General features: G+C 72.8%; 18 protein-coding genes and 1 pseudogene. 11 read left to right on the top strand and 8 right to left on the bottom strand.

From position 1 onward, the window contains the following. The first annotated feature begins 39 nt into the window (after nt 1-39). The 7 genes from AB0L45_RS07890 to AB0L45_RS07920 all read left to right on the top strand — a co-directional run bounded on the left by AB0L45_RS07890 (nt 40) and on the right by AB0L45_RS07920 (nt 10,367). Entirely contained in the window at nt 40-774 is a 735-nt protein-coding gene (locus AB0L45_RS07890; RefSeq protein WP_365837262.1) for a GntR family transcriptional regulator, read from the top strand. 195 nt (nt 775-969) lie between these two features. Further along, nucleotides 970-3,285 (top strand): collagenase, encoded by a 2,316-nt coding sequence (locus tag AB0L45_RS07895; protein ID WP_365837264.1) that lies wholly within the window; start codon nt 970-972, stop codon nt 3,283-3,285. A 401-nt stretch (nt 3,286-3,686) separates the two neighbouring features. Then, nucleotides 3,687-5,258, top strand: coding sequence for an APC family permease (locus AB0L45_RS07900; protein WP_365837493.1), 1,572 nt, complete (start codon nt 3,687-3,689; stop codon nt 5,256-5,258). Between the two features lie 93 nt (nt 5,259-5,351). Further along, nucleotides 5,352-6,926, top strand: a complete 1,575-nt coding sequence (locus tag AB0L45_RS07905; protein ID WP_365837266.1) for an alanine racemase — start codon at nt 5,352-5,354, stop codon at nt 6,924-6,926. Then, a complete protein-coding gene (locus AB0L45_RS07910) occupies nt 6,923-8,257 on the top strand; it encodes a pyridoxal-phosphate dependent enzyme (RefSeq protein WP_365837268.1) in 1,335 nt (444 codons plus the stop codon). The genes AB0L45_RS07905 and AB0L45_RS07910 overlap by 4 nt, the downstream gene beginning before the upstream one ends. A gap of 5 nt (nt 8,258-8,262) precedes the next feature. Then, nucleotides 8,263-9,474 (top strand): aminotransferase class V-fold PLP-dependent enzyme, encoded by a 1,212-nt coding sequence (locus tag AB0L45_RS07915; protein WP_365837270.1) that lies wholly within the window; start codon nt 8,263-8,265, stop codon nt 9,472-9,474. 134 nt (nt 9,475-9,608) lie between these two features. Then, on the top strand, nt 9,609-10,367 hold the full coding sequence (locus AB0L45_RS07920) for a class I SAM-dependent methyltransferase (RefSeq protein WP_365837272.1): 759 nt from the start codon (nt 9,609-9,611) through the stop codon (nt 10,365-10,367). 16 nt (nt 10,368-10,383) lie between these two features. Here the strand turns inward: AB0L45_RS07920 and AB0L45_RS07925 are convergent, their stop codons facing one another. Further along, nucleotides 10,384-11,214 carry a VOC family protein gene (locus tag AB0L45_RS07925; protein ID WP_365837274.1) on the bottom strand — a complete coding sequence of 277 codons (831 nt, stop codon included), beginning with the start codon at nt 11,212-11,214 and terminating at the stop codon, nt 10,384-10,386. A gap of 51 nt (nt 11,215-11,265) precedes the next feature. Then, a complete protein-coding gene (locus AB0L45_RS07930) occupies nt 11,266-12,105 on the bottom strand; it encodes a SigB/SigF/SigG family RNA polymerase sigma factor (RefSeq protein WP_365837276.1) in 840 nt (279 codons plus the stop codon). Nucleotides 12,106-12,455: 350 nt separating this feature from the next. Between AB0L45_RS07930 and AB0L45_RS07935 the strand changes: the two genes are divergently transcribed. After that, nucleotides 12,456-14,555, top strand: coding sequence for a catalase (locus AB0L45_RS07935; RefSeq protein WP_365837278.1), 2,100 nt, complete (start codon nt 12,456-12,458; stop codon nt 14,553-14,555). An 84-nt stretch (nt 14,556-14,639) separates the two neighbouring features. Here AB0L45_RS07935 and AB0L45_RS07940 read toward each other — a convergent pair whose 3' ends face one another. Next, nucleotides 14,640-14,759, bottom strand: a complete 120-nt coding sequence (locus AB0L45_RS07940; protein WP_365837280.1) for an LPFR motif small protein — start codon at nt 14,757-14,759, stop codon at nt 14,640-14,642. Between the two features lie 307 nt (nt 14,760-15,066). Between AB0L45_RS07940 and AB0L45_RS07945 the strand changes: the two genes are divergently transcribed. Then, nucleotides 15,067-15,267: a hypothetical protein gene (locus AB0L45_RS07945; protein ID WP_365837281.1), complete on the top strand. Its 201-nt coding sequence runs from the start codon at nt 15,067-15,069 to the stop codon at nt 15,265-15,267. Here the strand turns inward: AB0L45_RS07945 and AB0L45_RS07950 are convergent. From AB0L45_RS07950 to AB0L45_RS07965, 4 genes are all read right to left on the bottom strand, one after another. Continuing rightward, nucleotides 15,231-16,457 (bottom strand): amidohydrolase, encoded by a 1,227-nt coding sequence (locus AB0L45_RS07950; protein ID WP_365837283.1) that lies wholly within the window; start codon nt 16,455-16,457, stop codon nt 15,231-15,233. The two genes, AB0L45_RS07945 and AB0L45_RS07950, sit on opposite strands and share 37 nt — an antisense overlap. A gap of 422 nt (nt 16,458-16,879) precedes the next feature. Beyond that, on the bottom strand, nt 16,880-17,161 hold the full coding sequence (locus tag AB0L45_RS07955) for a hypothetical protein (RefSeq protein ID WP_365837285.1): 282 nt from the start codon (nt 17,159-17,161) through the stop codon (nt 16,880-16,882). Nucleotides 17,162-17,404: 243 nt separating this feature from the next. Continuing rightward, nucleotides 17,405-18,547, bottom strand: coding sequence for a Vms1/Ankzf1 family peptidyl-tRNA hydrolase (locus AB0L45_RS07960; RefSeq protein WP_365837287.1), 1,143 nt, complete (start codon nt 18,545-18,547; stop codon nt 17,405-17,407). Nucleotides 18,548-18,882: 335 nt separating this feature from the next. Beyond that, complete coding sequence (locus tag AB0L45_RS07965) at nt 18,883-20,724, bottom strand: ABC-F family ATP-binding cassette domain-containing protein (protein ID WP_365837495.1); 1,842 nt, start codon at nt 20,722-20,724, stop codon at nt 18,883-18,885. A gap of 567 nt (nt 20,725-21,291) precedes the next feature. On the opposite strand from AB0L45_RS07965, the pseudogene AB0L45_RS07970 reads away from it, so the two are divergent. Beyond that, nucleotides 21,292-22,785 (top strand): annotated as a pseudogene (locus AB0L45_RS07970) (amino acid permease); the annotation flags it as partial. Nucleotides 22,786-23,137: 352 nt separating this feature from the next. Continuing rightward, complete coding sequence (locus tag AB0L45_RS07975) at nt 23,138-24,016, top strand: alpha/beta hydrolase (protein WP_365837289.1); 879 nt, start codon at nt 23,138-23,140, stop codon at nt 24,014-24,016. A gap of 48 nt (nt 24,017-24,064) precedes the next feature. On the opposite strand, the gene AB0L45_RS07980 is transcribed toward AB0L45_RS07975, so the two are convergent. Continuing rightward, nucleotides 24,065-25,054 carry an alpha/beta hydrolase gene (locus tag AB0L45_RS07980; protein WP_365837291.1) on the bottom strand — a complete coding sequence of 330 codons (990 nt, stop codon included), beginning with the start codon at nt 25,052-25,054 and terminating at the stop codon, nt 24,065-24,067. Nucleotides 25,055-25,165: the final 111 nt, after the last annotated feature.

Raw genomic sequence — 25,165 nt, forward strand, 5'->3', positions numbered from 1 at the left:
GGTACGGAGCCCCCGCGCGGGGCCCACCCAGGGGGCGATGTGAAGCACCTCGGACCGATCACCGGCCAGGAGCGGTTGCGCGACCGGGCCGCGCACGCCCTGCGCGCCGCGCTGATCGCCGGTGAACTGCGGCCCGGCACCGTGCACTCCGCGCCCGCGCTCGCCGCCGGGTTCGGCATCTCGGCGACGCCCGTACGGGAGGCGATGCTCGACCTGACGCGCGAGGGGCTGGTCGAGCCGGTGCGCAACAAGGGGTTCCGGGTCACCGAGGTGAGCGAGCGCGACCTGGACCAGTTCGCGGAGATCCGTGCCCTGATCGAGGTGCCGACCGTGGGACGGGTGGTGCGGGTGGCTTCCCGCGACCAGCTGGCCGCGCTGCGGCCGCTCGCCGAGGAGATCGTCTCCGCGGCGCGTGCGCACGATCTCATCGGCTACTTGGAGGCGGACCGCCGCTTCCATCTGGGGCTGCTGGCGCTCTCGGGCAACGCGCGGCTCGTGGAGACCGTCGGTGACCTGCGCAAGCGGTCCCGTCTGTACGGGCTGACCGGCCTCGACGAGCGCGGCGAGCTGCTGCCGTCGGCGCAGGAGCACGTGGAGCTGCTGGACCTGGCGCTCGCCGGCGACGCCGCGGGGGCGGAGGCGTGCATGGCGCGTCACCTGGGGCATGTGAGGTCGCTGTGGGCACGGTCCGGGGAGGAGCCCGCCGCGCGGCGGACCGTACGGGGCGGTCGGCAGGCGGCGACGGCCCGGACCCGTACGGCTTCGGGGCGCTGACGGCCGCGGCGGGGGCGGGACGCTGAGCAGGCGTGGAGCCGAAAGGCGTACCCGACGGGTTGTCAGTGCAATGTCACATTACTAGGTTACGGGGCGCGCGACGGCCGGGCCGTCGCTCAACTGCCAGGTATGCAGCGGCAGTTGGCCGTCCGTGCGCGCGTACGTGCCCTCCACCCCTCTACACAGGAGCAGCCGGTGTTTCCGTTACGCACTGTGCGCAAGGGCCTGCTCAGCGCCGTCCTGTCGCTGGGACTCGCACTCCCCGCGGCGCAGGCCGCCCACGGAGCGGCGCCCGGCCGGCCGTCGGCCGGCCCGCCGGCGGCGGCCCGCGCCCACCAGGCGGACGACACCGACCGGGCCGCCCGGTTCGCCGACGCCCCCGAGCCGGCGGCGCGGGACCTGCCGCCCGGCAACGGCCTCGTCCCCCGGGGCCGCACCCCCGGCGACCTGGTACGGGGCGCCACCGCCCACCGCCCGGGCACCGCGGCCCCGTGCACCCTCGACGCGCTGACCCGCCTCGGTCCGGAAGCGCTCGCGGACTTCCTCACCGACCCGGCCGTCACCGCCGAAGGCTGTCTGCGCGGGCTGATCTGGACGTGGGACGCACGGCTCGCCCCCGTGATGTCGCGGGCGCACGTCCAGGCCGTGGCCCGCCGGGCCGGCGCGCTCGCGCCGGGTCACGACGGGACCGACGCCACCCACCTGTACGAGCTGTTCACCTACCTGCACGCCGTCGTGTACCACGACTTCTCGCGCGACGAGATCGATGTCACGGACGCGCCCACGGTCGAGGCGATGCGGGCCGCCGTCGCCGCGTACGGGACCGCCGCGCGCACCTTCGAGCCCACCCGGCACAACGCCGAGACGCTGCGCGAAGCCCTCACCGCGGCGAGCGCGCCAGGGCTGCGCCAGCACCAACTGCCGCTGGTGAGACGGGTGCTGGGCACCATGGGGCCCGGTACGCCGACCGCCACCGACCCGATGTGGGGCGGGGCCGCCCTCGCCGCCCTCACCGTCAACTACCTCGGCGTGTACCCGGGCAACAACGACACCGCCTTCCGGGCCGCCGTCACCGCCGACGCCCCGTACCGCGCCGCCTTCCGCGCCTTCTCCGGACACACGCACCTGAAGGGGACGGCGAACGCCTGGGCGGTGCGCGACGCGCTGGGCGAGTACGGCCGCTTCGGGCAGATCGACGCCCTCAAGCCCGCCGTCGTCAGCGACCTCGGCAGCCTGCTGTCCGTCGCGGAGACCAACTTCGGGCGCCGCAGCGCCCCTTGGGCCAAGGTGGCGGGCTGGCTGAACTATTTCGGTGCCTGCGCGCGCTACGGCGTCTGCCTCCAGCAGATCGAGAACGAGATCTTCCCGAACACGTACCGCTACGACCGCGGCGGCCTCGAAGTCCGTACCGCGCTCGACCGGACCACCGTCGACCAGCTCTACTACGCGAGCAAGAAGGTCAAAGCCCAGTTCTTCCGGGTGCTCGGCACCGACCGGCCGCTGGCCGGCGACACCAACGCCACGCTCCACGTCCACCTGTACGCGTCCCGCGCCGAGTACGAGATCATGCATCCGCTGCTGACCGGTATGGGCACCGACAACGGCGGCGTCTACATCGAGAACGGGGCGACCTTCTACACCTATCAGCGCCGGGTGCCGCAGGATTCCTCACTCACCCTGGAAGAGCTCTTCCGGCACGAGTACACCCACTACCTCAACGGCCGCTGGGCGGTGCCCGGCAGCTTCGGCGAGGCGCCCTGGTACACCGGCGACCTGACCACGGCCATGGACGAGGGCACCGCCGAGTTCTTCGCCGGCGCCACCCGTGACGACGGGGTCCGGGTGCGGAAATCGCTGGTCAAGGGGGTCATCGCGGACACGGCCGGCGGTGGGCCGCGGATGAGCGTCGACCGGCTGCTGCACGCCACGTACGCCGGTGACGGCTTCCGCTTCTACAACTACGCCGGCACCTTCTTCGCGTTCCTGTGGCAGCAGCGGCCGTCGCTGCTGCGGGAGATGTACGGCTATGCGCGCGCCGACGACCCGAAGGGGTTCGACGCCTGGCGGAGCAGGCTGGGCGCGGACTCGGCGTTGCAACGGGCGTACGACGCGTTCCTCGACGCGCGGATCGCCGAGGTGGACGACCTGTACGTGCCCAGCACCACCTTCCACCCGGTCGCCTCGCTGCGCTTCGCCGAGCCGGCCGAGGTCCGGGCGGCCATCGCGGCGGCGACCTACCTCACGCCGGCCTGCACGGGCAGCGGCGAGACGGCCGGCCGGGCCCGCTTCACCTGCACCGGCCGGATCACCGCCAACCTCTCCGACGCCCGCGACGCGGACCGGATCTTCGCCGACATGTCGGAGACCGTCGATTACTTCCTGCTGGACCGGGCCGGCCCGGCGGCCGACAACCTCGCCGACATGGACTGCTTCTTCGGGCCCGTGGACCTCTGGTCCGACGGCCGGGCCGGCAGCGCGTCGTACACGTGTGAGGGCCCGCTGCGCAGCTGACCGGCCGAAACGGGACGATTCGAACGTCCGGCCGCAGATTTCACACAGCCGTAATCTCCCTCCCTCCCGGCAGGCGTACCACCGCGGTTGCCGCCGGAGCGCCACCACCATGACCGGGCAATTCGGACACCGAATGCCCGGTCGTGCGTGGTGACGTGCGTCTTCACTGCCACGGAACGGCAGAATCCGCATGTGCACGTCCGGCATCGGCGGCGGACGGTGTGACTGAAGAGGAATGTGTGCCGTCCGTGACTGTTGTGGTGATGCATGTGCGGTGCACGCCGCGCGCGGGCGGCGGCCGCCGTCGGCAGGGACGTCAGGGAGGAAGTTCGGTGTCGGAACGTCAGGTGACGGGTGAGGTCGACGAGGCCGGTGCGCCCGTGGTGGCGCAGGAGCGCCGATTGCGCCGGGACCTGGGGTTCTGGGGGCTCACCGCGATCGGATTCTCGAACATCGTGGGGTCCGGCTGGCTGTTCGCCGCCCTGTACGCGGCCCAGACAGCCGGCCCCGCCTCCCTGCTGTCCTGGATCGGCGCGGGCCTGCTGTGCGGCCTGGTCGCGCTGGTCATGATCGAGCTGGGCGCGTCGCGGCCGGAGGGCGGCGGTACGGTCCGCTGGCCGCTGTTCGCCAACGGCCGGCTGGTCGGCACCCTGGTGGGCTGGTCGGTGCTGCTCTCGGTGGGCGGCACCGCGGCCGAGATCAGCGCGATCATGCAGTACGCGGCGCACTACGTACCCGGGCTGTACAGCGGCCACACCTTGACCCTGACCGGTGTGGGCGTCGCCGCCGCGCTCAGCGTGGTGCTGACGGCGCTGAACTGGTTCGCGGTGCGGATGTTCGCGCGGCTGAACAACCTGGTCTCGGTGTTCAAGATCGCGGTCCCGGTGGTCACCGTCGTCGCGCTCATCGCCTCCGGCTGGCACGAGGGCCGCCTGACCGACCACGGCGGCTTCGCGCCGTACGGGTACGCCGCCTGCCTGACCGCGCTGGCCGGCGGCGGCATCGTCTACTCGGTCAACGGCTTCCAGGCGCCACTGGACTTCTCCGGCGAGGCCCGCAACCCCCGCAAGACCATCCCCGCCGCCGTCCTCACCGGCATCGCGCTGGCCGTCGCCATGTACCTGGCCCTCCAGGTGGCGTTCCTGTTCACCGTCCCCGAGAGTCTGCTCGGCGGCGGCTGGAAGGGTGTCTCCTTCGAGTCGCCGTTCGGGCAGCTGGCGCTGATCCTCAACCTGCACTGGCTGTCCAGCCTGCTGTACGCGGACGCGGTGATCTCCCCGGGCGGCTCGGCGTACGTGGGCGTGGCCATCAACGCCCGGCACACCTACGCGCTCGCCAAGAACCGTACGATCCCCCGGTTCTTCATGAAGGTCAACGCGCGGTTCGGCGTACCGCGCCGGGCGCTGGCGATCAACCTCGCGGTGATCGTGATCTTCCTGCTGCCGTTCGGCGGCTGGCAGGACATCGTCAGCGTCATGGGCAACATGTACCTGCTGATCTACGGGGCCTCCGCGGTCGCCGCGGCGGTCTTCCTCGCCGACCCGGGGAGCAGCACCACCGGCTGGGTGCCGGGGCTGCGCTGGATCGCGCCGGTCAGCTTCGTGGTGGCGAGCGAGTTCGTGTACTGGTCGGGCTGGCACACCCTGCGCCTGGCGCTGCCGCTGGTCCTCGCCGGGCTGCTGGTCTTCCTGGCCATGCGGCGCTCCGGCAACGGCGCGGCGGACACCGTCGGCGACCGGGACGGGGCCGGGCGGCGCCTGCCGCTGCGCACCGAACTGCGTACCGGTGCCTGGCTGGTGACGTACCTGGCGGTGCTGACCGTACTGTCCTGGCTGGGCAGCTTCGGGGGCGCCACCCGGCTGCCGGCGCCGTACGACTCGCTGGTCGTGGCGGCCTTCGCGCTCGCGGTCTTCTTCTGGGCCGTACGGTCCGGCGTCCGGCACCTGACGGAGTCCCGTACCGCCGCCGGGTGACCGCCGCGGGCCGGCCGCGCCCGCGGCCGGCCCGGCACGCGCCGTTTCCGCGGATGAGGTGGCCTGGGGTCCGTACCGGGGGAAGTATTGCGTATGGACGTTCCCTTGTACCTGGAACCGCGGTTGGAGTCCCGGCTGGCGTCCCTGCTCCGCGCGCGGACGTTCCTCCATACGCTCACCGGCGGGCTCGGATCGCCGCTGAACGTCGTGTTACCGGACCGCATGGCCGAGAACCTGGCCGCCTTCCGGGCCGTCTACCGAAGGCACCACCTCAGCGGCGGCATCTTCTTCGCGCACAAGGCGAACCGCTCCAGCGCCCTGCTCCGCCGGCTCGCCGCCACCGAGGCGGCCGTGGACGTCGCCTCCCTCGGCGAACTCCAGCACGCCCTGGGGTCCGGATTCGTACCGGACCGCATCATGGCGACCGGGCCGAAGAACCCGGAATTCCTGTGGCTGGCGGCCCGCTCGGGCACCACCGTGAACATCGACAGCCCGGTGGAACTGGACGAACTGGCCGCGCTGGTACGGGATTACGGCCTCCCGCGCGTCCGCATCCTGCTGCGGCTCTCCGGCTTCTGCACCCCCGGTGTCAAGCTGCTGACCCGGCAGAGCCGCTTCGGCACGGCGGAAGCGGAGCTGGACGGCCTGCTGAAGTCGGTGGAACGGCACAGCGACGCGGTGGAGCTGACCGGTGTGGGCTACCACCTCGACACGACCAGCCCGGCCGAGAAGGCGGTGGCGCTCGAAGGGTGCGTCAAGGCGCTGGACACCTGCCGGGCGCGGGGCTTCGCACCGCGCGCCGTCGACATCGGCGGCGGCTTCGGCACCGACTACCTCGCCGACGGCGCGCAGTGGCAGCGGTACACGACCGAGCTGACCAACGCCGCGCTGGGCACCCGCCCGCCCATGACCTGGCGCCGGCACACCTACGGCCTGCGCAACGACAACGGCACCCTGCGCGGCGCGCTGGCGCTCTACCCGGCGCACCGCCCGACCGCCGGCGCCCAGTACCTGGACGCGCTCCTCTCCCTCCCCGCCCCCTCCCTGGGCCGCCCGCTGGCCACCCTGCTGCTGGAGAACCTGTACGAGCTGCACACCGAGCCCGGGCGCGCGCTGGTGGACCAGTGCGGGGTCACCTTGGCACGGGTGCTGGAGGTACGCCGTACGGAGGCCACGGACCGCGCGGAGGCAGCTGACCGTACGGACGCTCCCGGTGCCGGGCCCGCGGCTTCCGGCGACCGTACGGGCTCCGGCCAGCTGCTGGTGCGCCTGGACGCGAACGCCGACGACATCGGCCTGGAGGAGCACGGTGTCCTCGTCGACCCGGTCCTCGTCCCGCGGGGCGCGCCGGGTGGCGCCCCGGACGCCGGGCCGGTGGCGTGCTTCCTCGCCGGCAACCTCTGCCTGGAGGCCGACATGATCACCCGGCGCGCGGTCCACCTGCCGCGCGCGCCGCGCCCCGGGGACCTGCTGGCCTTCGCGAACACCGCCGGCTACTGCATGGACTTCAGCGCCGACGAGGCCCAGCAGCAGCCCGTCGCCCGCAAGGTCGCCGTGTGGCAGGACGGTCCGGCGGACGACGCGGACCGGGAGGCCGCCTCCTGGCACTGGTGCCTGGACGAACAGTACTGGCCGCACGTCAACCGCCGGACGAAAGGGTCTGCATGAGGTTCGAGCGCATCACCGACGCCATCGGCAACACCCCGCTGGTACGCATCGATCCGTCCGTGCACGGCCTGCGCACCGTCGAGCTGTACGCCAAGCTGGAGATGCTCAACCCGTTCGGCTCGGTCAAGGACCGGGCCGCCTGGAACATGGTGCGGGCGGGGCTGCCCGCCGCCGCGGACGAGGACCGTACCGTCATCGAGCTGTCCAGCGGCAACACCGCCAAGGCGCTGGCCGTGCTCGCCGGGATGCACGGGGTGCCGTTCAAGAGCGTCACGAACCGGATGCGCATACCGGAGGTCAAGGACCTCCTGCTGCTGCTGGGCGCGGAGGTCGAGGAGCTGCCGGGACAGACCGAGTGTCTCGACCCGACCAACACCGACGACCCGCTGACCCACTTCCACCAGACGCTCACCGAGCCGGGCAGCGCGTACCTGTACACGGACCAGTACTACAACGACCGCAACACACAGGCCCACGTGGAAGGCACCGGCCCGGAGATCGTCAAGGATCTGGACGGCCGGGCGCCGGACTGGTTCATCGCCTGCGTCGGCACGGCCGGCTCGTCGACCGGGGTGGCACGGGTGCTGCGGGAGCACGATCCCGGGGTGGGCGTGGTCGGGCTGGTCTCGCACAAGGCGGACTTCGTGCCCGGCATCCGCACCATCGACGAGGTGCAGGAGGTCGGGCTGTTCGACCCGGGGACGTACGACACGATCGCCTCCGTCACCGCCGACGAGGCGATCGACGGGATGCTGACGCTGGCCCGGCGGTGCGGCATCCTGGCCGGTCCGACCAGCGGAGCGGCGTACTTCGGTGCCGTGCGGCACCTGCGCGCGCTGGACACCGGGCCGGAGCCTGACGGCCCGGCCGGGCGCCAGACCGCCGTGTTCATCGTGTGCGACCGCATCGAGAGCTATCTCGGCTACGTACGGCAGCGGCGGCCCGAGCTGCTGGGCCGGCCGCCGCAGCCGAACTCCGTCGCCACCCTCTCCGACGCCGAGGTGCGCCGGGCACCGGACATCGGCGTCGAGGACGCCGTACGGTGGATCGAGCGCGACCGGCCGCTCGTCGTGGACCTGCGCAGCCCGTTCGCCTACACCGCGCTGCACATCGCCGGGTCGGTCAACATCGTCGACGAGCTCTTCGGTGAACTGGTGCGCGGCGGGCTGCCGTTCAGCAAGAGCCGCCCCGTCCTGCTGGCCTGTCCGGTCGGCGAGCAGTCCGCGAAGTACGCCGCGCTGCTGGCGCGCATGGGCCACCCCGACATCCGCAGTCTGCGCGGCGGCATCATCGCCTGGCGCGACGCGGGCGCCCCGCTGGTACGGGAGTGACGCCGATGACCACGACGAACGCGCCCGCCACCGCGGTCCTGGACGATCTGCACGCGTGGCACACCGGCGTACGCGCCCAGTTCCCCATCATCACCGGCGCCCCGCACCTCGCCTACCTGGACAACGCCGCCACGACACAGAAGCCGCAGGCCGTCCTGGACGCCGTACAGCACTACCTCACCACCGGCAACGCCAATGCCGGGCGCGGCACGTACACCTGGGCGAACCGCACCACGGCGCTGGTCGAGCAGACCCGGCAGCGGATCAAGGAGTTCCTCGGCGATCCGGATCCGGAGCGCTCCGGGGTGCACTTCGTGAGCGGGGCGACGCAGGGGCTGCGCGCCGTCGCGCTCGACTGGCTGGCCGGCCACCTGGGGGACGGCGACGAGATCGTGGTGCCGCTCGCCGACCACCAGGCGAACATCGTCCCGTGGCTGGAGGTCCGGGACCTGCTCGCCCGGCAGGGCCTGCGGATCCGGGTCCGCCCGATGCCGTACCAGGCGGGGTCCGGGGACTACGACCCGGCGGCCCTGGCCGCGCTGGCCGGGCCGCGGACCCGGTTCGTGGCGGTGACCCACGTCCATCACGTGTACGGCGGTGACATGAACGTGCACCGCATCCGGCAGGCGGTGGGGCCCGACGTGCCGATCTGCCTGGACGCGGCCCAGAGTGTGGGGCACATCCCCGTGTCGCTGGCGGACCTGGACGTGGACTTCGCCGTCTTCTCCGGGCACAAGGCGCTGGCGCTGCCCGGCTCGGGGGCCGTGTGGGCCCGTAACGCGCGGGGCCCGGCGTTCGTGCCCGGCGGGTGGGACGGCAGCCCCAACACCACCGGCATCCGGAGCTTGCTGGCCGCCTTCGACTGGCTGGACTCGGTGGGCACCGGCCGCGTCGAACGGTGGACCACCGCGCTGGCCGCGCGGCTGACCGAGGGCCTGCGCCACCTGCCCGCGTACGAGGTGCTGGGCTGCCGGCGCAGCCTGGCGGCCGACACGGACGTACAGCGGCGGCAGGGCATCGTGACCTTCCGGCACCACGCCGTCGACTCGGGTGACCTCGGCTTCGCGCTGTTCGACCACGGCTTCATGGTCCGCTCGGACAGCCTGTGCCAGGGCAGCGGAGGTGAGCGGCAGCACTCGGTCCGGGTGAGCCTGCACGCGTACAACTCCCCGGCGGAGATCGACCGGCTGCTGGAGGTGCTGGGGGCGTGTGCCTGAACGGAGCGCGCGGCCCGGCCCGGGTACGCGCCTGACCCCTTTGGAGTGACAACACGCCATTGGAAACCGTTTTCACCTGTAGGTTGAGGCCCACCGGGCGAACAGGTGAGAAACGGCTGAGGTGGCGCGGGCGGATGGGACTGAGTACGGCTACGGCCGCCCTGTGGGTGCGGCGGTGGGAACGGCAGCAGCAGCGGTACGCGATCGACCGTGAGGAGCGCTTCACGGTCGTCGCCGACGCCGTCGAGAAAGTGGCCGGCCGGCAGGAACGGGCACTGGTCCTCGACCTCGGATGCGGGCCCGGGTCGCTGGCCGCGCGGCTGGCCCGGCGGCTGCCCCGCGCGGACGTCGTGGCCGTCGACAAGGACCCCGTCCTGCTGGCCCTGGGCCGGACCCACCACGGCGACGCGGTGCGCTTCGTCGAGGCACCGGTCGGCGCGCCCGGCTGGACCGATGTCCTGGACCTGGAGCGCCCCCTGGACGCGGCGGTCTCCTCGACGGCGCTGCACTGCCTGGCGCCGGACGCGCTGCGCCGGGCGTACGAGGACCTGGCCCGCCTCGTACGGCCCGGCGGCGTACTGGTCAACAGCGACCGGTTCCGCAGCCCCCGGGGGGACCAGGCGGCGGAGGTGGCCGCGCAGGTGGGGCTGCGGCGGGCCGAACGGCAGCGGCCGCCCGGCCGCGAGGACTGGGCGTCCTGGTGGGCCGCTGCCGCCGCCGACCCCGAACTGGCCGGCCCGTTCACCGCCCGCCGGGCCCGGCACACCCCGCACCGGGTGCACAACGGGATGCCCCTGGCCCACCACGTGCGGCTGCTGCGCCGGGCCGGATTCCGGCACGCCGCACCGGTCTGGCAGTTCGGCGAGGACGCGGTGCTGGTGGCGGTGCGGTAGCCCGGCGCGGGCGGGCTCAGAAGGGGGCGATGATGTGGAAGAGGGTGCCTTCCGGGTCGCGCAGTTCGGCCACGGGGCCGTGCGAGGTGCGTTCGGCCTGGGACTCCACCTGGCCGCCGAGCTTCTTCGCGGTCTCCACCGCCTCCTCGACGCTCGGCACCTGGAAGTGGATGTTCCAGCGCGGCCGGACCTGCGGGTCGGCCGCCGCCTCGATCGCGCCGCCGTACAGGCCCACCGCGTCCCGCTCCTCGACGCTGAGCACCACCCGCTCGTCCTCCCAGCGCACGTCGAAGGGGCTGTCGTCCGCGTCGCTGTGCCAGCCGAAGAGGTCTCCGTAGAACCGCGCGGCGTCGAAGGCGTCCCTGGTGCGCAGCTCCACCCAGACCGGCGCGCCGGTGCCCACCGCCTGCCGGTGCGGCTGCGGGGTGCTCTCGCGGCACTCCCACAGGCCGAAGTTGGCCCCGGCCGGGTCGGCGGCCAGCGCCAGCCGGCCCGCGTCGAAGTCCAGCGGTCCGATGGCGACCGTGCCGCCGCGCTCACGGACCCCGTTCGCCGCGTCGTCGGCGTTGCGCGTCCCGAAGTACGTCGTCCACGCGTTGGGCAGTTCGGTGTGGCGGGCGGCCGCGCTCAGCCCCGCCACCGCCGTGTCCCCGGCCATCGCCCGCACGTACGGGCCCCACCGGTCCGGTCCGGCCTCGAACCGCCAGCCCAGCAGCGGTCCGTAGAAACGCGTCGCGACGTCGAGGTCCCCCGTCAGGAGGGTGGCCCACGACGGCACCCCGGGAACGAACGTCATCTGGCAGTCGCCCATGTAAAGCCGGCCCTTCTCCACCATTGTGTCCAGCACTGCTACTGCGGTCCTACCAGGAAAGGCAGGACCGCATGTCATTCCACCGGCTCACGCCGCAACCGAACTGGCGGGCGCCTCGGGGCCGGTCCCGTCGGCCTGCTCGCGGATGCGCGCGCAGGTCCGCTTGATGAGACGGCACACATGCATCTGGGACAGCCCCAGCTCCTCGCCGATACGGCTCTGCGTCATGTCGCAGAAGAACCGCATGTACAGGATGCGGCGCTCACGCTCCGGAAGGCCGCGCAGTCCGTCCCGCACCGTTTCCCGGGCGAGCACCAGCTCGTACTGCGACTCGGTGAAACCGATACTGTCACGCAGGGCGAAATCGTCGTCGGCGCCCGGCCGCTCGGCATCCAGCGAAAGGGTCTTGTAGCTTTCGATGGCTTCCAGGCCCAGGATGACGTCGTCGGCGGAGAGCCGGGTGCGTTCGGCGATCTCCGCGACGGTCGGGAAACGGCTGTCGGAGGCCGTGGACAGTTCGCGTACGGCGAGCCGCACGGTATTGCGGAGTTCCTGGACACGACGGGGTACGTGCACGCCCCAGGTGCAGTCCCGGAAATGCCGCTTGACCTCGCCGACGATGGTGGGGATGGCGTAACTTTCGAATGCGCTGCCACGTTCCGGCCGGTACCCGCCGATGGCCTTCACCAAGCCCAGCGCGGCGACCTGTTTCAAATCGTCCATGCTTTCACCGCGGTCCCGGAAGCGCAGCGCGAGACGTACGGCCATGGGCAGCCAGGCACGAGTCAGTTCGTCGCGCAGCCGCCGCTTCTCCGGACCTTCGGGCAGTTCTGCCAGGCGCGAGAAAACGGCGTTCGTCTCGGCCGCGTCCGGTGTGTCCGGAAAGGCTCGTCGGCGGCGTGACGGAGCCGTGGCGGCTGTGCTCACGGGATCACTCTCCCAACGGACGCGGGGTCCGGGCGTCGTCTCCGAGACGGCGGAGGCACACCGACCGGGCAACCTCCGGCTGCCCGCATACCGGGTCCGACCAGGCACGCGGCATACGCCCAGCGTCTGTACTCCCGAGCATAGGACGATCAGCACCGACTCGCCTGCGGAGCGCTCACGCGTCGCTGCGGGCCGTCATCCGACCGGCCCGAAACGCATGTTTGGCCATTCGGCCGATCGGATACCCGGCACGCCGGAGTGCCCTTGCGACGGGCCGCCGCACGCGGCGCGCATTCGCCGTGCGGGCGCTGCCACGCGTGTGGACCGGGCAGACAAGGAGCAGTATTTCGATGGCCGACCCGAAGCAAGAACAGCGTGACCGCTTCCGCGCCGCGGACCCGGCTTCCGGGCCCATGACGACCGACCAGGGCGTGCCGGTCGACCACACCGACGATTCCCTCCAGGCGGGCGAGCGCGGGCCGACGCTGATGGAGGACTTCCACTTCCGGGAGAAGCTGACCCGCTTCGACCACGAGCGGATTCCGGAGCGGGTGGTGCACGCCCGTGGAGCGGGTGCGTACGGCTATTTCCAGCCGTACCGGTCGTGCGCCGAATTCACCCGGGCGGCCTTTCTCCAGGACCCGGACGTGAAGACGCCGGTGTTCGTCCGGTTCTCCACCGTGCAGGGCCCGCGCGGCTCGGCCGACACCGTGCGTGACGTACGCGGCTTCGCGACGAAGTTCTACACCTCGGAGGGCAATTACGACCTGGTCGGGAACAATTTCCCGGTCTTCTTCATCCAGGACGGCATCAAGTTCCCGGACTTCGTGCACGCGGTGAAACCGGAGCCGCACAACGACATACCGACGGGTGCCTCGGCGCACGACACGCTGTGGGACTTCGTCTCCCTGCAGCCCGAGACCCTGCACACGATCATGTGGCTGATGTCCGACCGGGCCATCCCGCGCAGCTACCGGATGATGCAGGGCTTCGGCGTGCACACCTTCCGCTTCGTCAACGCGCAGGGTCAAGGCACCTTCGTGAAATTCCACTGGAAGCCGAAGCTGGGCGTGCACTCCCTGGTGTGGGACGAGGCCCAGGAGACCCAGGGCCGGGATCCCGACTTCAACCGCCGCGACCTGTGGGACAGCATCGAGGCCGGCCGGTACCCCGAGTGGGAGCTGGGCGTGCAACTGGTGCCGGAGGCCGACGAGCACGCCTTCGACTTCGACCTGCTGGACGCCACCAAGATCATCCCGGAGGAGCAGGTCCCGGTGCAGCCCATCGGCCGGATGGTGCTCGACCGCAACCCGGACAACTTCTTCGCCGAGACCGAGCAGGTCGCGTTCCACACGGCCAACGTCGTGCCGGGCATCGACTTCACCAACGACCCGCTGCTCCAGGCCCGTAACTTCTCCTACCTGGACACCCAGCTCATCCGGCTCGGCGGGCCGAACTTCGCCCAGCTCCCGGTGAACCGGCCGGTCACCCCGGCCCGCAACCACCAGCGCGACGGATACCACCAGAGCGAGATCCACCGGGGCGCCAACTACCACCCGAACTCACTCGGCGGCGGCTGCCCGGCCCTGGCCGACCCGGACGACCCGGCCTTCCGGCACTACACCGAGCGCGTGGACGGCCGGAAGATCCGCCGCCGCAGCCCCAGCTTCGCGGACCACTACACCCAGACCGCGATGTTCTGGCACAGCATGGCCGACTGGGAGCAGCAGCACATCATCGACGCGTTCCGCTTCGAGCTGGGCAAGGTGGGGGCCAAGGAGGTCCGCGCCCGTACGGTCGAGCAGCTCTCGTACGTGGACCACGCGCTGGCCGTCGCGGTCGCCGAGGGCATCGGCGTACCCGCGCCGCCGGAGCGCCCGGACACGCCGCAGCCGGCCCGCTCCCCCGCGCTGAGCCTGGAGAACAACCGCGGGGACGGCTCGATCAGCACCCGGCAGATCGCCGTACTGGTCTCCGACGGCGTGGACGCCGCCCCGACGATCGCGGTCCGTGACGCGCTGACCGAGCGGGGCGCGAACGTGGAGCTGCTCGCCCCGCAGGACGGCACCGTCCAGGACAAGGACGGCAGCACGCTCGCCGTGGACCGGGCGCTGCCCACCGTCGCCTCGGTGCTCTACGACGCGGTGCTGCTGCCCCCGGGCGGGCTGGACTCCGGCGACGCGGCGGCCGACGACGCGGCGCTGCGGTTCGTCCGCAACGCCTACCGTCACGGCAAGCCGGTCGGCGCCCTGGGCGCAAGCGTGGCCAAGCTGGCGGACCTGCTGCCGGACGGGCTGCGCACGGCCGCCGACGGGGACGCGACCGTCTCCGACGCGGGCATCGTCACGGACCGCCTGACGGGCGGCGCGACGGCCCAGGGCTTCACGGAGGCCTTCGCGGACGCGGTGGCGGCACACCGGCACTGGAACCGGCCGGCGCCGACGGGCTGAGGTCCGGCGGATGCGTACGTGAAGGGGTACGGCCGGGTGGCGGCTGTCCCCCTTCACGTACGCGCGGCTGAGCGGCGGTGTGGATCAGCGGGCCGAACGCGAAGCGCCCCCGAACAACCGGGCCAGCGCCCTGAACGGCAGGGTGACCACTGCCGCGAGCGTGCCGCCCACGGCCCTCAGCACGTCCGCGATCGCTCGGAACATCCCACGTACCTCCTGGTTCCGGTGGCGCGGCGGAACCGGGACCGGCCGGACGCCCGTCCCCGGTCCGCCGCGAGCGGCCGTCGCACCGGGTAGCCCCCGAACGGGGCGGGAAACCCGTACGGGCGAACGGGCCGCCGCGGCCCCGGGCATGATCACCGCACGGCAGGGAACCCGGTGGGACGTGCGGCACCCGGTGGGACACGGGTGCCCGGCCACCGCGCCGCCCCGCAGGCCGGGGCCGCGGGGCCGGCCGGACGACCGGCCCGCCGGACCGCACGGCCGACGGGCCCACAGGAAGGACTGCTCCATGGGAATCGACCGCAAGCACACCGACTCCGCCGCCGACGAGGTGATCAAGGAGTTCGAGGACGCGGAGCTGGACGTCACGGGTGACGAGGACGAGGACGAGCGGGTCGGCAAGGAAGGGGACACGTTCTCCACCAACCTGGAGGAGCAGCAGAACGCGGCCGGTCACCCCGAGGGCGAACCGGCCGACGAGCGCCGCTGACGGGCGCCCGCGGCCCCGGCCCTGGCCCGGTGCGCCGCCGTGATCCGGGCCCGCCGGTCCGGGTCGGCGGCCAGGTCGGCGGCCGTCAGCGCCATGGCCAGGGCGCCGTCCAGCACCGCCCGGTCGGCATGCTCACCGGCGGTCACCTCGGCGAACTCCGCCGTGTGCGGCCGGGCGCGGCAGGACAGGCCGATGGTGGGGTGGATGGCGGGCAGGAAGTGGCTGATGTTGCCCATGTCGGTGGAGGCCCCGATGAAGGCCGCGGGCTCCGGGTCACGGCCCAGCGCCCGTACGTGGCGCGCGTAGGTCTCGCCGAGCCACGCGTCCTGGCGCAGGTCCGCGTAGGCGGCGGCCGGTTCGGTCAGCGTCAGCTCGCAGCCGGTGGCCACCGCGCCCGCCTCGAAGCAGGCCCGGACGCGCGGCCACAGGGTCTCCAGCTCCTCCAGGGTGTCGGCGCGCAGCTGCCAGCTGATCCGGGACCGGGCCGGGATGATGTTGGTGCGGTCGCCGCCGTGCGTGACGATGCCGTGCATCCGTACGCCGTCGGGCAGTTGCTGGCGCAGCAGGGCCAGCGCGGTCTGGGCCACCACGCACGCGTCGGCGGCGTTCACGCCGTCGTACGGGGCGACGGCCGCGTGCGCGGCACGGCCTCGGTACTCGGCCTCGACGCCGCGTGCGGCCCTGGACGTCCCGCCGAAGTCGTCCGCCGGGCCCGGGTGGACCATCATCGCGCACGACACGTCGTCGAAGGCCCCCGCGTCGAGCATGAGGATCTTGCCGCCGCCCCCCTCCTCCGCCGGCGTGCCCAGCGCCTTCACCCGCAGCCCGAGGTCACCGGCGACCGCCGCCAGCGCGAGGGCGGCACCCGCCCCGGCAGCGGCGATCAGGTGGTGTCCGCAGGCGTGGCCGAGGTCGGGCAGCGCGTCGTACTCCAGGCACAGCCCCACGGTCAGGTCGGCGTCGGCCGGCCCCGCGGTGGCGGTGAAGGCGGTCGGCAGTCCGGCCGTACCGCGTTCCACGGCGAAGCCGGCGTCCGCCAGCAGGCGGGTCAGGGCATCGGCGGCGCGGTGCTCGGCGAAGGCCGTCTCAGGGTGCGCGTGCAGCTCACGGGCGAGTGACAGCAGCGCGTCACGCACGGCGTCGAGCCGGGCGCGGATCACGGCGCCGGGAGGCGGAGCGGTACGGGCCAAGGCGACCTCCTCGAATCTCGGCTCACCGGCACGTCGGGCGCACCCTCTGGACCGTAACGCGGCCGTCAACGCCGCGCCCAGCCCTACGCACCGCCCCGCCCGGCTGAGGCACCCGCGCCCAGTGGGACGGACGCGCCGTACCGCCCGGCGTGCGCCCGCCTCCCGCGACCGGGCGCGGAACGTGCGCCCTGTCCCGCCCGGCACGCCCGCTCCTAGCCTGCGAGCGTGGGCCACAGGAGGACGAGCGAAAGGAAGGTCGAGTCGACGTGACGGTCTTCACCGAGGCCGGCAGCAAGCAGGTCACGGCGCCTTCAGCCGGTTCCCACGGCTCCGCCTGACCAGCTCGGCCCCGTCTGCCGGGGCAGCCCTGGACCTGACGGCCGGCCCCGGCGGAAGGAGCGCACCGCACGGGCCCGCCCGCATCAGCTCCTGCGGCGGCGCAGCCACCAGGCGCAGAAGCCGCCCGCCAGCAGCGCGAGGGCGAGGTGGAGCGCGGTCTCCGTCCACTGGAAGTCCCAGTAACGGTCCCCGGGCTGATACGCGATCCGCGTGTGCAGGCCCGTGGGGTCGGAGCAGCCTGCTGCCTCTTCGCCGTCGGCCGGCGCCGCGCTCCGCGCGCAGGCCAGGCTGTGGCTGGTCTCGTGGCCCGAGCGGTCGAGGACCGGGGTGGCGCCGGAGACGACCCAGTCGCCGGGCCTGGACACCCGTACGTCCACGCGGACGTCCGAGCCGGTGCCGGACCGGAGGAACGTGACATTCCCGGACGTGGCCGGCGGGAAGGTGAGCGCGACATCGGCGGTCCCTCGGACAGCAGCCCCGGCCGCAGAGCCTGGCGCACCTGCTGGACCAGTTGCAGGTACGGCGCGACATCACCCCCCGTACACAAAAAAGACCGGCCCCAGGCAGAGCGGACACTGCCGGGTGCCGGTCCTTCCGGTGTGCGTTTCCTACTCGTGCTGGGTCGGTGTGCTCCAGCGGAGGAGGGCGCCGAGGCCGCCGGTGGGGGCTTCGGCGGGGTCGCGGACGACCACGGCGTCGGCGCCGTTGGCGGCGGCCGAGCGGAGGAGGGCGTCGTCCGCGCGGGCGGCCGAGGGGTTGGTCTCGCCGAGGTACTGGAGTTCGGAGTTGCGGACGGCCAGTTGGTCGGCGCCGGGGCCCACCCAGACCTCGCGGCCGGCGTCGGCGCCGCCGGGGGTGATGATCAGGGTGTCGATGCGGTGTTCGCGTGCTGCCTCGACGAGGGCCGGTACGCCGGTGGCGGCGTACGCGGGGTCCGTGCCGCCCACTCCGGCGCCCGCCCGGAAGCGGTCGAGGACGTCGGCCACGTGGTCGCGCTCGTAGGCGGCGCGTACCTGGGCGATGTCGCGTTCGAGCGCGGTGCTCTCGGAGCCCGCGGCCCGGCCGCCGTGGTCGGTCTCGTAGGTGACGGCGCGCAGTTGCTCGGGGAGCTTTTCGTGGACCGTGCGGCGCTCGCGGGGGTCGCCGGCCAGCAGCATGACCTTGGCGCCGCAGCTGGCGAAGACCCGCTGCGCGGCCTCGGCGATCTCGCCGGCGTTCTGGTCCCAGGTGTTCTCGACCGCGGTCTGGAAGTGCCGTTCGGACCAGTCCGCCGTCGAGGTGCGGTGGATCGGCCAGTCCAGGCCGTCGACCGTACCGGCGTCCCGTGCGCCCTGGTCGCTGTGGAGCGCGAAGTCGGCGCCCTCCCGGTCCACGTACACGACCAGGCACCGGGTGTCGTCCGCGGCGGCCTCGGCCCAGGGGGTGATCCGGGGCAGCGGCGACCAGGTGGCGAACGACCTGGCGGGGCGGCCGGAGAGCGGCGCGTCCAGGACGACCTCGCCGTCCGTGGCGAAGACGGCGTGCCCGGACAGGGCCGTGCCGTCGCCGTCGGCGCGGACGCCGGCCAGGGCCTCCCGTACGGCGTCGCACGTGGCCCGGTCCGCCCCTTGCTCCGCGAGCTGTCGGGCCGCCGCGTCCGCCGACAGCTCGCACTGCTTGGCCGCGTCCTCGGTGGTGTGCGGCACTTCGGCGTACACGGATGCCCAGGGGCCCGGCCGGTCGATGATCGGTTGAAGGAGCGAAAGGTGCATGGCGCTTCCTCCTCAGGATTCGCGGTTCACCGACTGACAGTCGTGACAGCCTTGGCGGTGATGACGTGGATGTCTTGATGTCCTGACGGTGTGGCGGGTGCCCGGTTTTCGACGGTTGCAACGTGTGCGGACGGTTCGGATGTGATGCGCGCGGCCGGTGGTGCCCGTGGGGCGCGCACCGGTGCGGGTCGGACGCCGCGTAACGGTGGTACCGGCGCCGCCATGCCCCTCCACCACCGGACTGGTTGCTCCTTCACCCTTTCCTCGCGGGCTTCCTCTCCACTCTCGGCCCTCGGGGCGGCGGGCGCACTCGGAGCGCGACCGCCGCCCCAGGGTCAGCGGCGCTGCGCGACGCGCTCCCGCTCCCCTACCGGCCGGCCGCCGTCGAGCGCCAGCTCCCGGCCCTGGAACCCGCCGCGGAAGCGACGGTCGTGGGAGACCACGACCACCGCGCCACGGTAGGCGGCCAGCGCCTCCTCCAACTCCTCGACCAGGGCGAGGGAGACGTGGTTGGTCGGTTCGTCCAGGACGAGCAGGTCGGCGGGGCGCGTCACCAGACGCGCCAGCTCCAGCCGCCGCCGCTGGCCGACGGAGAGGGCCGCCACCGGGACCGCCAGGTCCGCCTCCCGGAACAGGCCGAGGGCCAGCAGCCCGGGCGCGTGCTCCTCGGGCGGGCCGGGGAGCCCGGCGGCGAAGGCGGCGAGCAGGGACTGCCGGGGCGGTGCGGCGGACAGTTCCTGCGCCAGGTATCCGGTACGGGCCGGCCGGCGCACGGTGCCCGTGTCGGGGCGCAGGTCACCGGCGAGGACGCGCAGCAGCGTGGTCTTGCCCGCGCCGTTCGGGCCGGTCACCAGGATGCGGTCGCCGGGCAGCACGGCCAGCTCCGCGATGCGCAGCCGGTCGCCGACGGTGACGCCGGTCAGTTCGGCGAGGGGACGGGAACGGGAACGGTGGGAGGTGTGGGGGTGGTGGGGGGCGCGGGGACGGTTTGAGGTGCGGGGTTCGGCGGGGGCGCCGGCTTGCGGGGCCGGCTCGGCGGTTTCCGGGGCCGGCTCGGCGGCCGGCTCGGCGGTTTCCGGGGCCGGCTCGGCGGTTTCCGGGGCCAGCTTGACGGCCGGCTCGGCGGTTTCCGGGGCCGGCTCGGCGGGGCCGCCGGCTTCCAGGGCTGGTGCGTCCGCGTACGTACGCAGCTCCGCGGTGAACCGGAGCGGTACGGGCGGCGGCGGCACCGGGTGGCGCCGGAGCCGCTCCAGGCGCTGTCTGGCCGCCCTGACCTGGCCGGACAGCTTCGCTTCGTGCGAGCGGCGGTGCTTGCCGAAGCCTTCGTGGGGGTCCTTGCCGGTGCCTGCGAGCCGCCGGCCGGCCGAGTCGGCCAGCTCGGCGGTCCGGGCGACCTCCGCCCGCCACTCGTCGTGGTCCTGCGCCCAGCGGCGGCGGGCCGCGGCCTTCGCCGTCCGGTAGCCCTGCCAGCCGTCGCCGTACCGGGTGACGGTCCGCAGGTCGCGGTCGACCTCCAGGATGGCGGAGGTGGCCGTTTCGAGCAGGGCGCGGTCATGGGTGACGAGGACCACCGTGCCGCGGTGTGCTTTCAGGTGGGCCGCCAGCCAGGTGACGGCCTGGTGGTCGAGGTGGTTGGTCGGCTCGTCCAGCAGGAGCAGTTCGGGCGCGGCGGCCAGTACGCAGGCGAGCGAGAGCCGCGACTGTTCACCGCCGGAGAGCGAGCCGAGCGCCCGGTCGCGGGCGAGGTGGCCCAGGCCGAGGCCGTGCAGGGCCGCGGCCACCCGGGCGTCCGCCCGGTAGCCGCCGCGCTCGTCGTACGTGGTCAACAGCTCGCCGTACGCGTCGAGTTCGTCCGGGGTGGCGGTGGCCAGGGTGGCTTCCGCGGCGCGGATGCGGGCTTCGAGGGCGCGCAGTTCGGCGAGGGCGGCGTCGACGGCGTCCTGGACGGTGCCGCGGGGGTCGAGGCCGGAGGTCTGGCCGAGGTGGCCGGTGCCGCCGGGGAAGGACACGGTGATCTCGCCCGCGTCCGGTTTCTCGGCTCCGGCCAGCAGCCGGAGCAGGGTGGATTTGCCGGAGCCGTTCTCTCCGATGACGCCGACTCTTTCGCCGGGGCGTACGGTCAGCGAGACCTGTTCCAGCACGGTTCGGTCACCGTAGGTGCGGGAGACGTCCGTCATGGTCAGTTGGGCGCGGTGGCGCACGGGAATTCCCTGGGTACGTCGTGGCCGCGCCGCGCGCGGAGCGCACGGGGGCCGGATTCCGATGGAGGCCGGGAAGGCAGCGCGCGGTGGCACACCGCTGACAGCACGCAACGGAAAACGGGAAGCGGCTGAGCAACATGCGGTGAAGTGCGGCTGCGGGAGGAAGGTGACCGCGGAATCGGCGCGGCGGCCCGGGCAGGTGGTCTGCGCGGTCGGCGGCGCTGCCGGTCGTACGGCGGGGCGGCGGGAAGTCAGCCGCTCGCGGTCACGCCCGGTCTCAGATGTAGTAGTACCAGGAAGCCATGTCTTCACTGTAGCCGAAGGGGCCGGCCCGGCGGCGGAATTTCCGCCGCGGTAGCGCGGCGACGCGGTGTCGTACCGGTCGGTTCTTCCGTGCGGGCGGTGCGCCGCGTCCCGGCGCCGGTCCCAGCATTTGAGACGCCGGAGCGTTACGTTGCGAGGACGCGGATGCCTGACGGACACTCCGACCGGGAACGCGTACGACCGTTTCCCGTACCCCTGAGAGAGTTCGGAATACCCACCGTGAGTCTGCTGCGCAAAAAGCCTTTGGAGCGAGCCGTCAAGGAGGCTCGTGGAGAGGGCGAACAACAACTTCGCCGGGACCTTTCCGCGTTCGATCTGACCATCCTCGGGGTCGGTGTCATTCTCGGCACCGGAATCTTCGTGCTGACCGGTACGGTGGCCCGGAACATGGCCGGGCCCGCCGTGGCGCTCTCCTTCGTCGTCGCCGCCGCGGTCTGCGCCTGCGCCGCGCTGTGTTACGCCGAATTCGCCTCGTCGGTACCGGTCGCGGGGTCCGCGTACTCGTATTCGTACACGTCGCTGGGCGAACTGCCGGCCTGGATCATCGGCTGGGCACTGAGCCTGGAACTGACGCTGGCCACCGCGGTGGTGGCGGTCGGCTGGTCCGGTTATCTCCAGTCGATGCTCAACGGCGTCGGCCTGCACCTGCCCGCCGCGCTGAGCGGGGGCGACGACTCCGTGGTGAACCTGCCCGCGGCGCTTCTGGTGCTCGTCCTGGGCGCGGTGCTCGTCGTCGGCGGAAAGCTGTCCAAGGGCGTCACCAATGTGCTGGTCGGCATCAAGCTGGCGATCGTGCTGCTGGTGATCGTCGCGGGCCTGTTCTTCATCGACACCGCGAATTACCACCCCTTCGTGCCCGAGGCCCAGCACACCGCCGAGGTGTCCGGCCTGCAGGCCCCGCTGTTGCAGCTTTTGACGGGCATCACCCCGACGGCATTCGGCATCAGCGGAATTCTGAGCGCCGCCGCCATGGTCTTCTTCGCCTACATCGGTTTCGACATGGTGGCGACCTCAGCCGAGGAGACCAAGAAGCCGCAGCGCGATCTGCCCATCGGCATCATCGCCTCGCTGGTCGTCGTCACCGTGCTGTACGTGGCGGTGTGCCTGGTGGTCACCGGAATGCAGCACTATTCGGAGCTGTCGGTCAAGGCTCCGCTGGCGGACGCGTTCACCGCCAAGGGCCATCCGTTCTTCGCCACGGTCATCAGTCTCGGCGCGGTGGTCGGCCTGGCCGCGGTGAGTCTGATCTGCTTCCGGTCGCAGAGCCGGGTGATCTTCGCGATGGCCCGGGACGGGCTGCTGCCGAAGGCGCTGTCCAAGGTGGATCCGCGGCACGGCACCCCGAAGATCAACCTGATGGTGCTGGCCCTGATCATGGCGGGGCTGGCGGCCTTCCTGAAGTTCGACCTGCTCGCCGAGATGGTCAACATCGGCACCCTGTTCGCCTTCGCGTCGGTCTCGGCCAGCGTACTGATCATGCGGCGTACGGCGCCCGACCTGCCCCGCGCCTTCCGCACGCCGTGGGTGCCGGTCATCCCGCTGGTCTCGCTGCTGTGCTGCCTGTACCTGATGCTCAACCTCCAGCTGATCACCTGGGTCGGTTTCCTGGTCTGGCTCGCGGTCGGCCTCGCGCTGTACTTCGGGTACGGCCGGCGGCACAGCAAGCTCGCCGAGCGCGCGCGGGAGATGGCGGAGGAGGCCGAGGCCACGGTGTAGCGGCGGGACGGAAGGCGGGCCCGGGTCCGCCCTCGAACGGGGAGCCCGCGTCCGCCCACGCACCGGGGAGCCCGCGTCCGCCCACGCCCGGGGGAGTCCGAGTCCGCCCACGCCGGGGGGAGCCCCGGGCCGGCCTCCGCACGGGGCGCCGAGCCCGTACGTAATGCCCGTACGTAATGCCCGTGCGCCGGCCGATGCGGCTGGTTACCGTGTGCCCCATGGGTTTCGTCATCAAGGTGCAGCTCTCGCGCACCCGCTCCACGCGCTGAAGCCGCCGCCGGACCGCACCGGCGGCGGCTTCGGCGCGCGCGACCACCTTCCGCCCTCCGATGACGAGGACCGCTCAGCCATGCCTTCCGCACCCACCGCCGCCCGGCCCACCTTCCTCTTCGTGCACGGCGGCTCCAGCAACGCCCAGGCCTGGGGCCCCCTGCGCAACGAACTGGCCCTGCTCGGCCACCGCTCGTACGCCGTCGACCTGCCCGGACACGGCTTCGGCGCCCGCCGCCCGGCCGCGTACTACAGCCCCCGGCAGGACGCCCGCGCCCTGGCGGCCGAGCCGTCACCGATGCGCGGCGTCACGCTGGAGGACAACGTCCGCCACGTCGTCGGCGTCGTACGGCGGCTCGCCGGGCACGGCCCGGTGATCCTCGCCGGCAACAGCCTCGGCGGCGTCACGATCAGCGCCGTCGGCAACGCCGTACCGGAGCTGCTCGCCCGTATCGTCTACATCTCCGCGATCTGCCTCAGCGACGCCCGGATGCTCACCGAGGCGTGGGACGTCCCCGAGGGCGAGGAGAACCTGCTCGACGCCGCGGCGGCGCGGATCGAGCTGCCCGGTACGCAGGCCAACGGCTTCGCCCGGCTGAACTGGCGCGCCGCGCAGGCCGATCCGGAGCTGTTCGCGCAGCTGAAGGCCGCGATCATGGCGGACGCCTCGGACGACCTGTTCCGGGCGCTGCTGGACTCGATGGACCCGGACGAGAGTTACGCGGTGGTGGCCCCGGACGGTGTGGTGCGCGCCGACCGGTGGGGCCAGGTGCCGCACAGTTTCCTGCGGCTCACCGAGGACCGCAGCATCCCGCTCGCCGTCCAGGACCGCATGATCGCCGCGGCCGACGCGCTGACCCCGGACAATCCGTTCGACGTGCACGATCTGGCCGCGTCGCACGTCGGGTACGTCAGCCGGCCGGCCGAGTTCGCCCGGGTGCTCGCCGGGCTCGCGTGACGGCGGGGGCGCACGCCCGCGCCTGGCGTGCGCCCCCGGCTCGTACGGTCACTTCGCCGCGGGCAGCTCCGCCAGGAACTCCAGCAGCGCGGTGTTGACCTCGTCCGGCCGCTCCTGCTGCGTCCAGTGGCCGCAGCCGGCCAGGGGCGGGGCCTGGCGCAGGTTCGGCATCGCCCGCTCCAGGGCGGGCAGCAGCTCGTCCACGCCGGGGAAGGCCCGGACCAGGTCGCGGTCGCCCGCCAGGTACAGGGCGGGCATGTCGATGCCGCGGCCCTGGAACGGCGCCAGGAGTTCCCAGCTGCGGTCGATGTTGCGGTACCAGTTCAGGCCGCCGGTGAAGGCGCGGGCACCGTGCCGGGCGTACTCGCCGACGAAGGCCCGCACGTCCTCCTCGGTCAGCCAGCCGGGCAGTTCCTCGGGTTCGGGCATCGTGTCCAGCAGCTTGGCGCCCTCCGGGACGACCCACGGACGGGGCGGGTCGGTGAACGGGCTGTCACCGGAGCCGTTGGACAGTATGGCGCGGAAGGTGGCGGTGGGGTTCTGGGCCAGCTCGGCGTCGGCGACGCCCGGCTCCTGGAAGTAGACCTGGTAGAAGCCGTCCCCGAGCAGCTCCCGCAGACGGGCCAGCGGCGCCACGGGCGAGCGCGGGGCCGGCGGCACGCTCAGCCCGACGACACCGCGCACCACGTCCGGGCGCAGCAGCGCCGTCGTCCAGGCCACCGGGGCACCCCAGTCGTGGCCGACGACGACCGCCTGCTCCTCCCCCAGCGCGTGGATCAGGCCGATCACATCGCCGGTCAGGTGCAGCATGGTGTACGAGGCGATGTCGGCCGGCTGGTCGCTGCGCGCGTAACCGCGCTGGTCCGGCGCCACGACGCGGTACCCGGCCGCGGCCAGCGGCGCGAACTGGTGGCGCCAGGAGTACCAGCATTCCGGGAAGCCGTGCAGGAGCAGGACCAGCGGCCCCTGCCCCTGTTCGGCGATGTGCAGCCGGACGCCGTTCACCTCGACGGAGCTGTGCTCGACTGCGCTGGTCACATGTCCTCCTGCGGTCGTCTGCCGGGCGCACCGTGCGGTGCGGCGGAACTCGCGTGACGCACCGAACGGTACGGGCAACGGGCGCACGGCGGAACGGCTTCGCCGGGCGAG

The sequence above is a fragment of the Streptomyces sp. NPDC052496 genome, from assembly GCF_040679095.1.
GTDB lineage: Bacteria > Actinomycetota > Actinomycetes > Streptomycetales > Streptomycetaceae > Streptomyces.

Excerpts from the sequence above, each read along its gene's own strand:
- AB0L45_RS07905 (WP_365837266.1), top strand. The coding sequence starts at position 5,352 with ATGGACGTTCCCTTGTACCTGGAACCGCGGTTGGAGTCCCGGCTGGCG.
- AB0L45_RS07910 (WP_365837268.1), top strand. The coding sequence starts at position 6,923 with ATGAGGTTCGAGCGCATCACCGACGCCATCGGCAACACCCCGCTGGTA.
- AB0L45_RS07915 (WP_365837270.1), top strand. The coding sequence starts at position 8,263 with ATGACCACGACGAACGCGCCCGCCACCGCGGTCCTGGACGATCTGCAC.
- AB0L45_RS07920 (WP_365837272.1), top strand. The coding sequence starts at position 9,609 with ATGGGACTGAGTACGGCTACGGCCGCCCTGTGGGTGCGGCGGTGGGAA.
- AB0L45_RS07935 (WP_365837278.1), top strand. The coding sequence starts at position 12,456 with ATGGCCGACCCGAAGCAAGAACAGCGTGACCGCTTCCGCGCCGCGGAC.
- AB0L45_RS07940 (WP_365837280.1), bottom strand. The coding sequence starts at position 14,759 with ATGTTCCGAGCGATCGCGGACGTGCTGAGGGCCGTGGGCGGCACGCTC.
- AB0L45_RS07945 (WP_365837281.1), top strand. The coding sequence starts at position 15,067 with ATGGGAATCGACCGCAAGCACACCGACTCCGCCGCCGACGAGGTGATC.
- AB0L45_RS07960 (WP_365837287.1), bottom strand. The coding sequence starts at position 18,547 with ATGCACCTTTCGCTCCTTCAACCGATCATCGACCGGCCGGGCCCCTGG.
- AB0L45_RS07965 (WP_365837495.1), bottom strand. The coding sequence starts at position 20,724 with ATGACGGACGTCTCCCGCACCTACGGTGACCGAACCGTGCTGGAACAG.
- AB0L45_RS07975 (WP_365837289.1), top strand. The coding sequence starts at position 23,138 with ATGCCTTCCGCACCCACCGCCGCCCGGCCCACCTTCCTCTTCGTGCAC.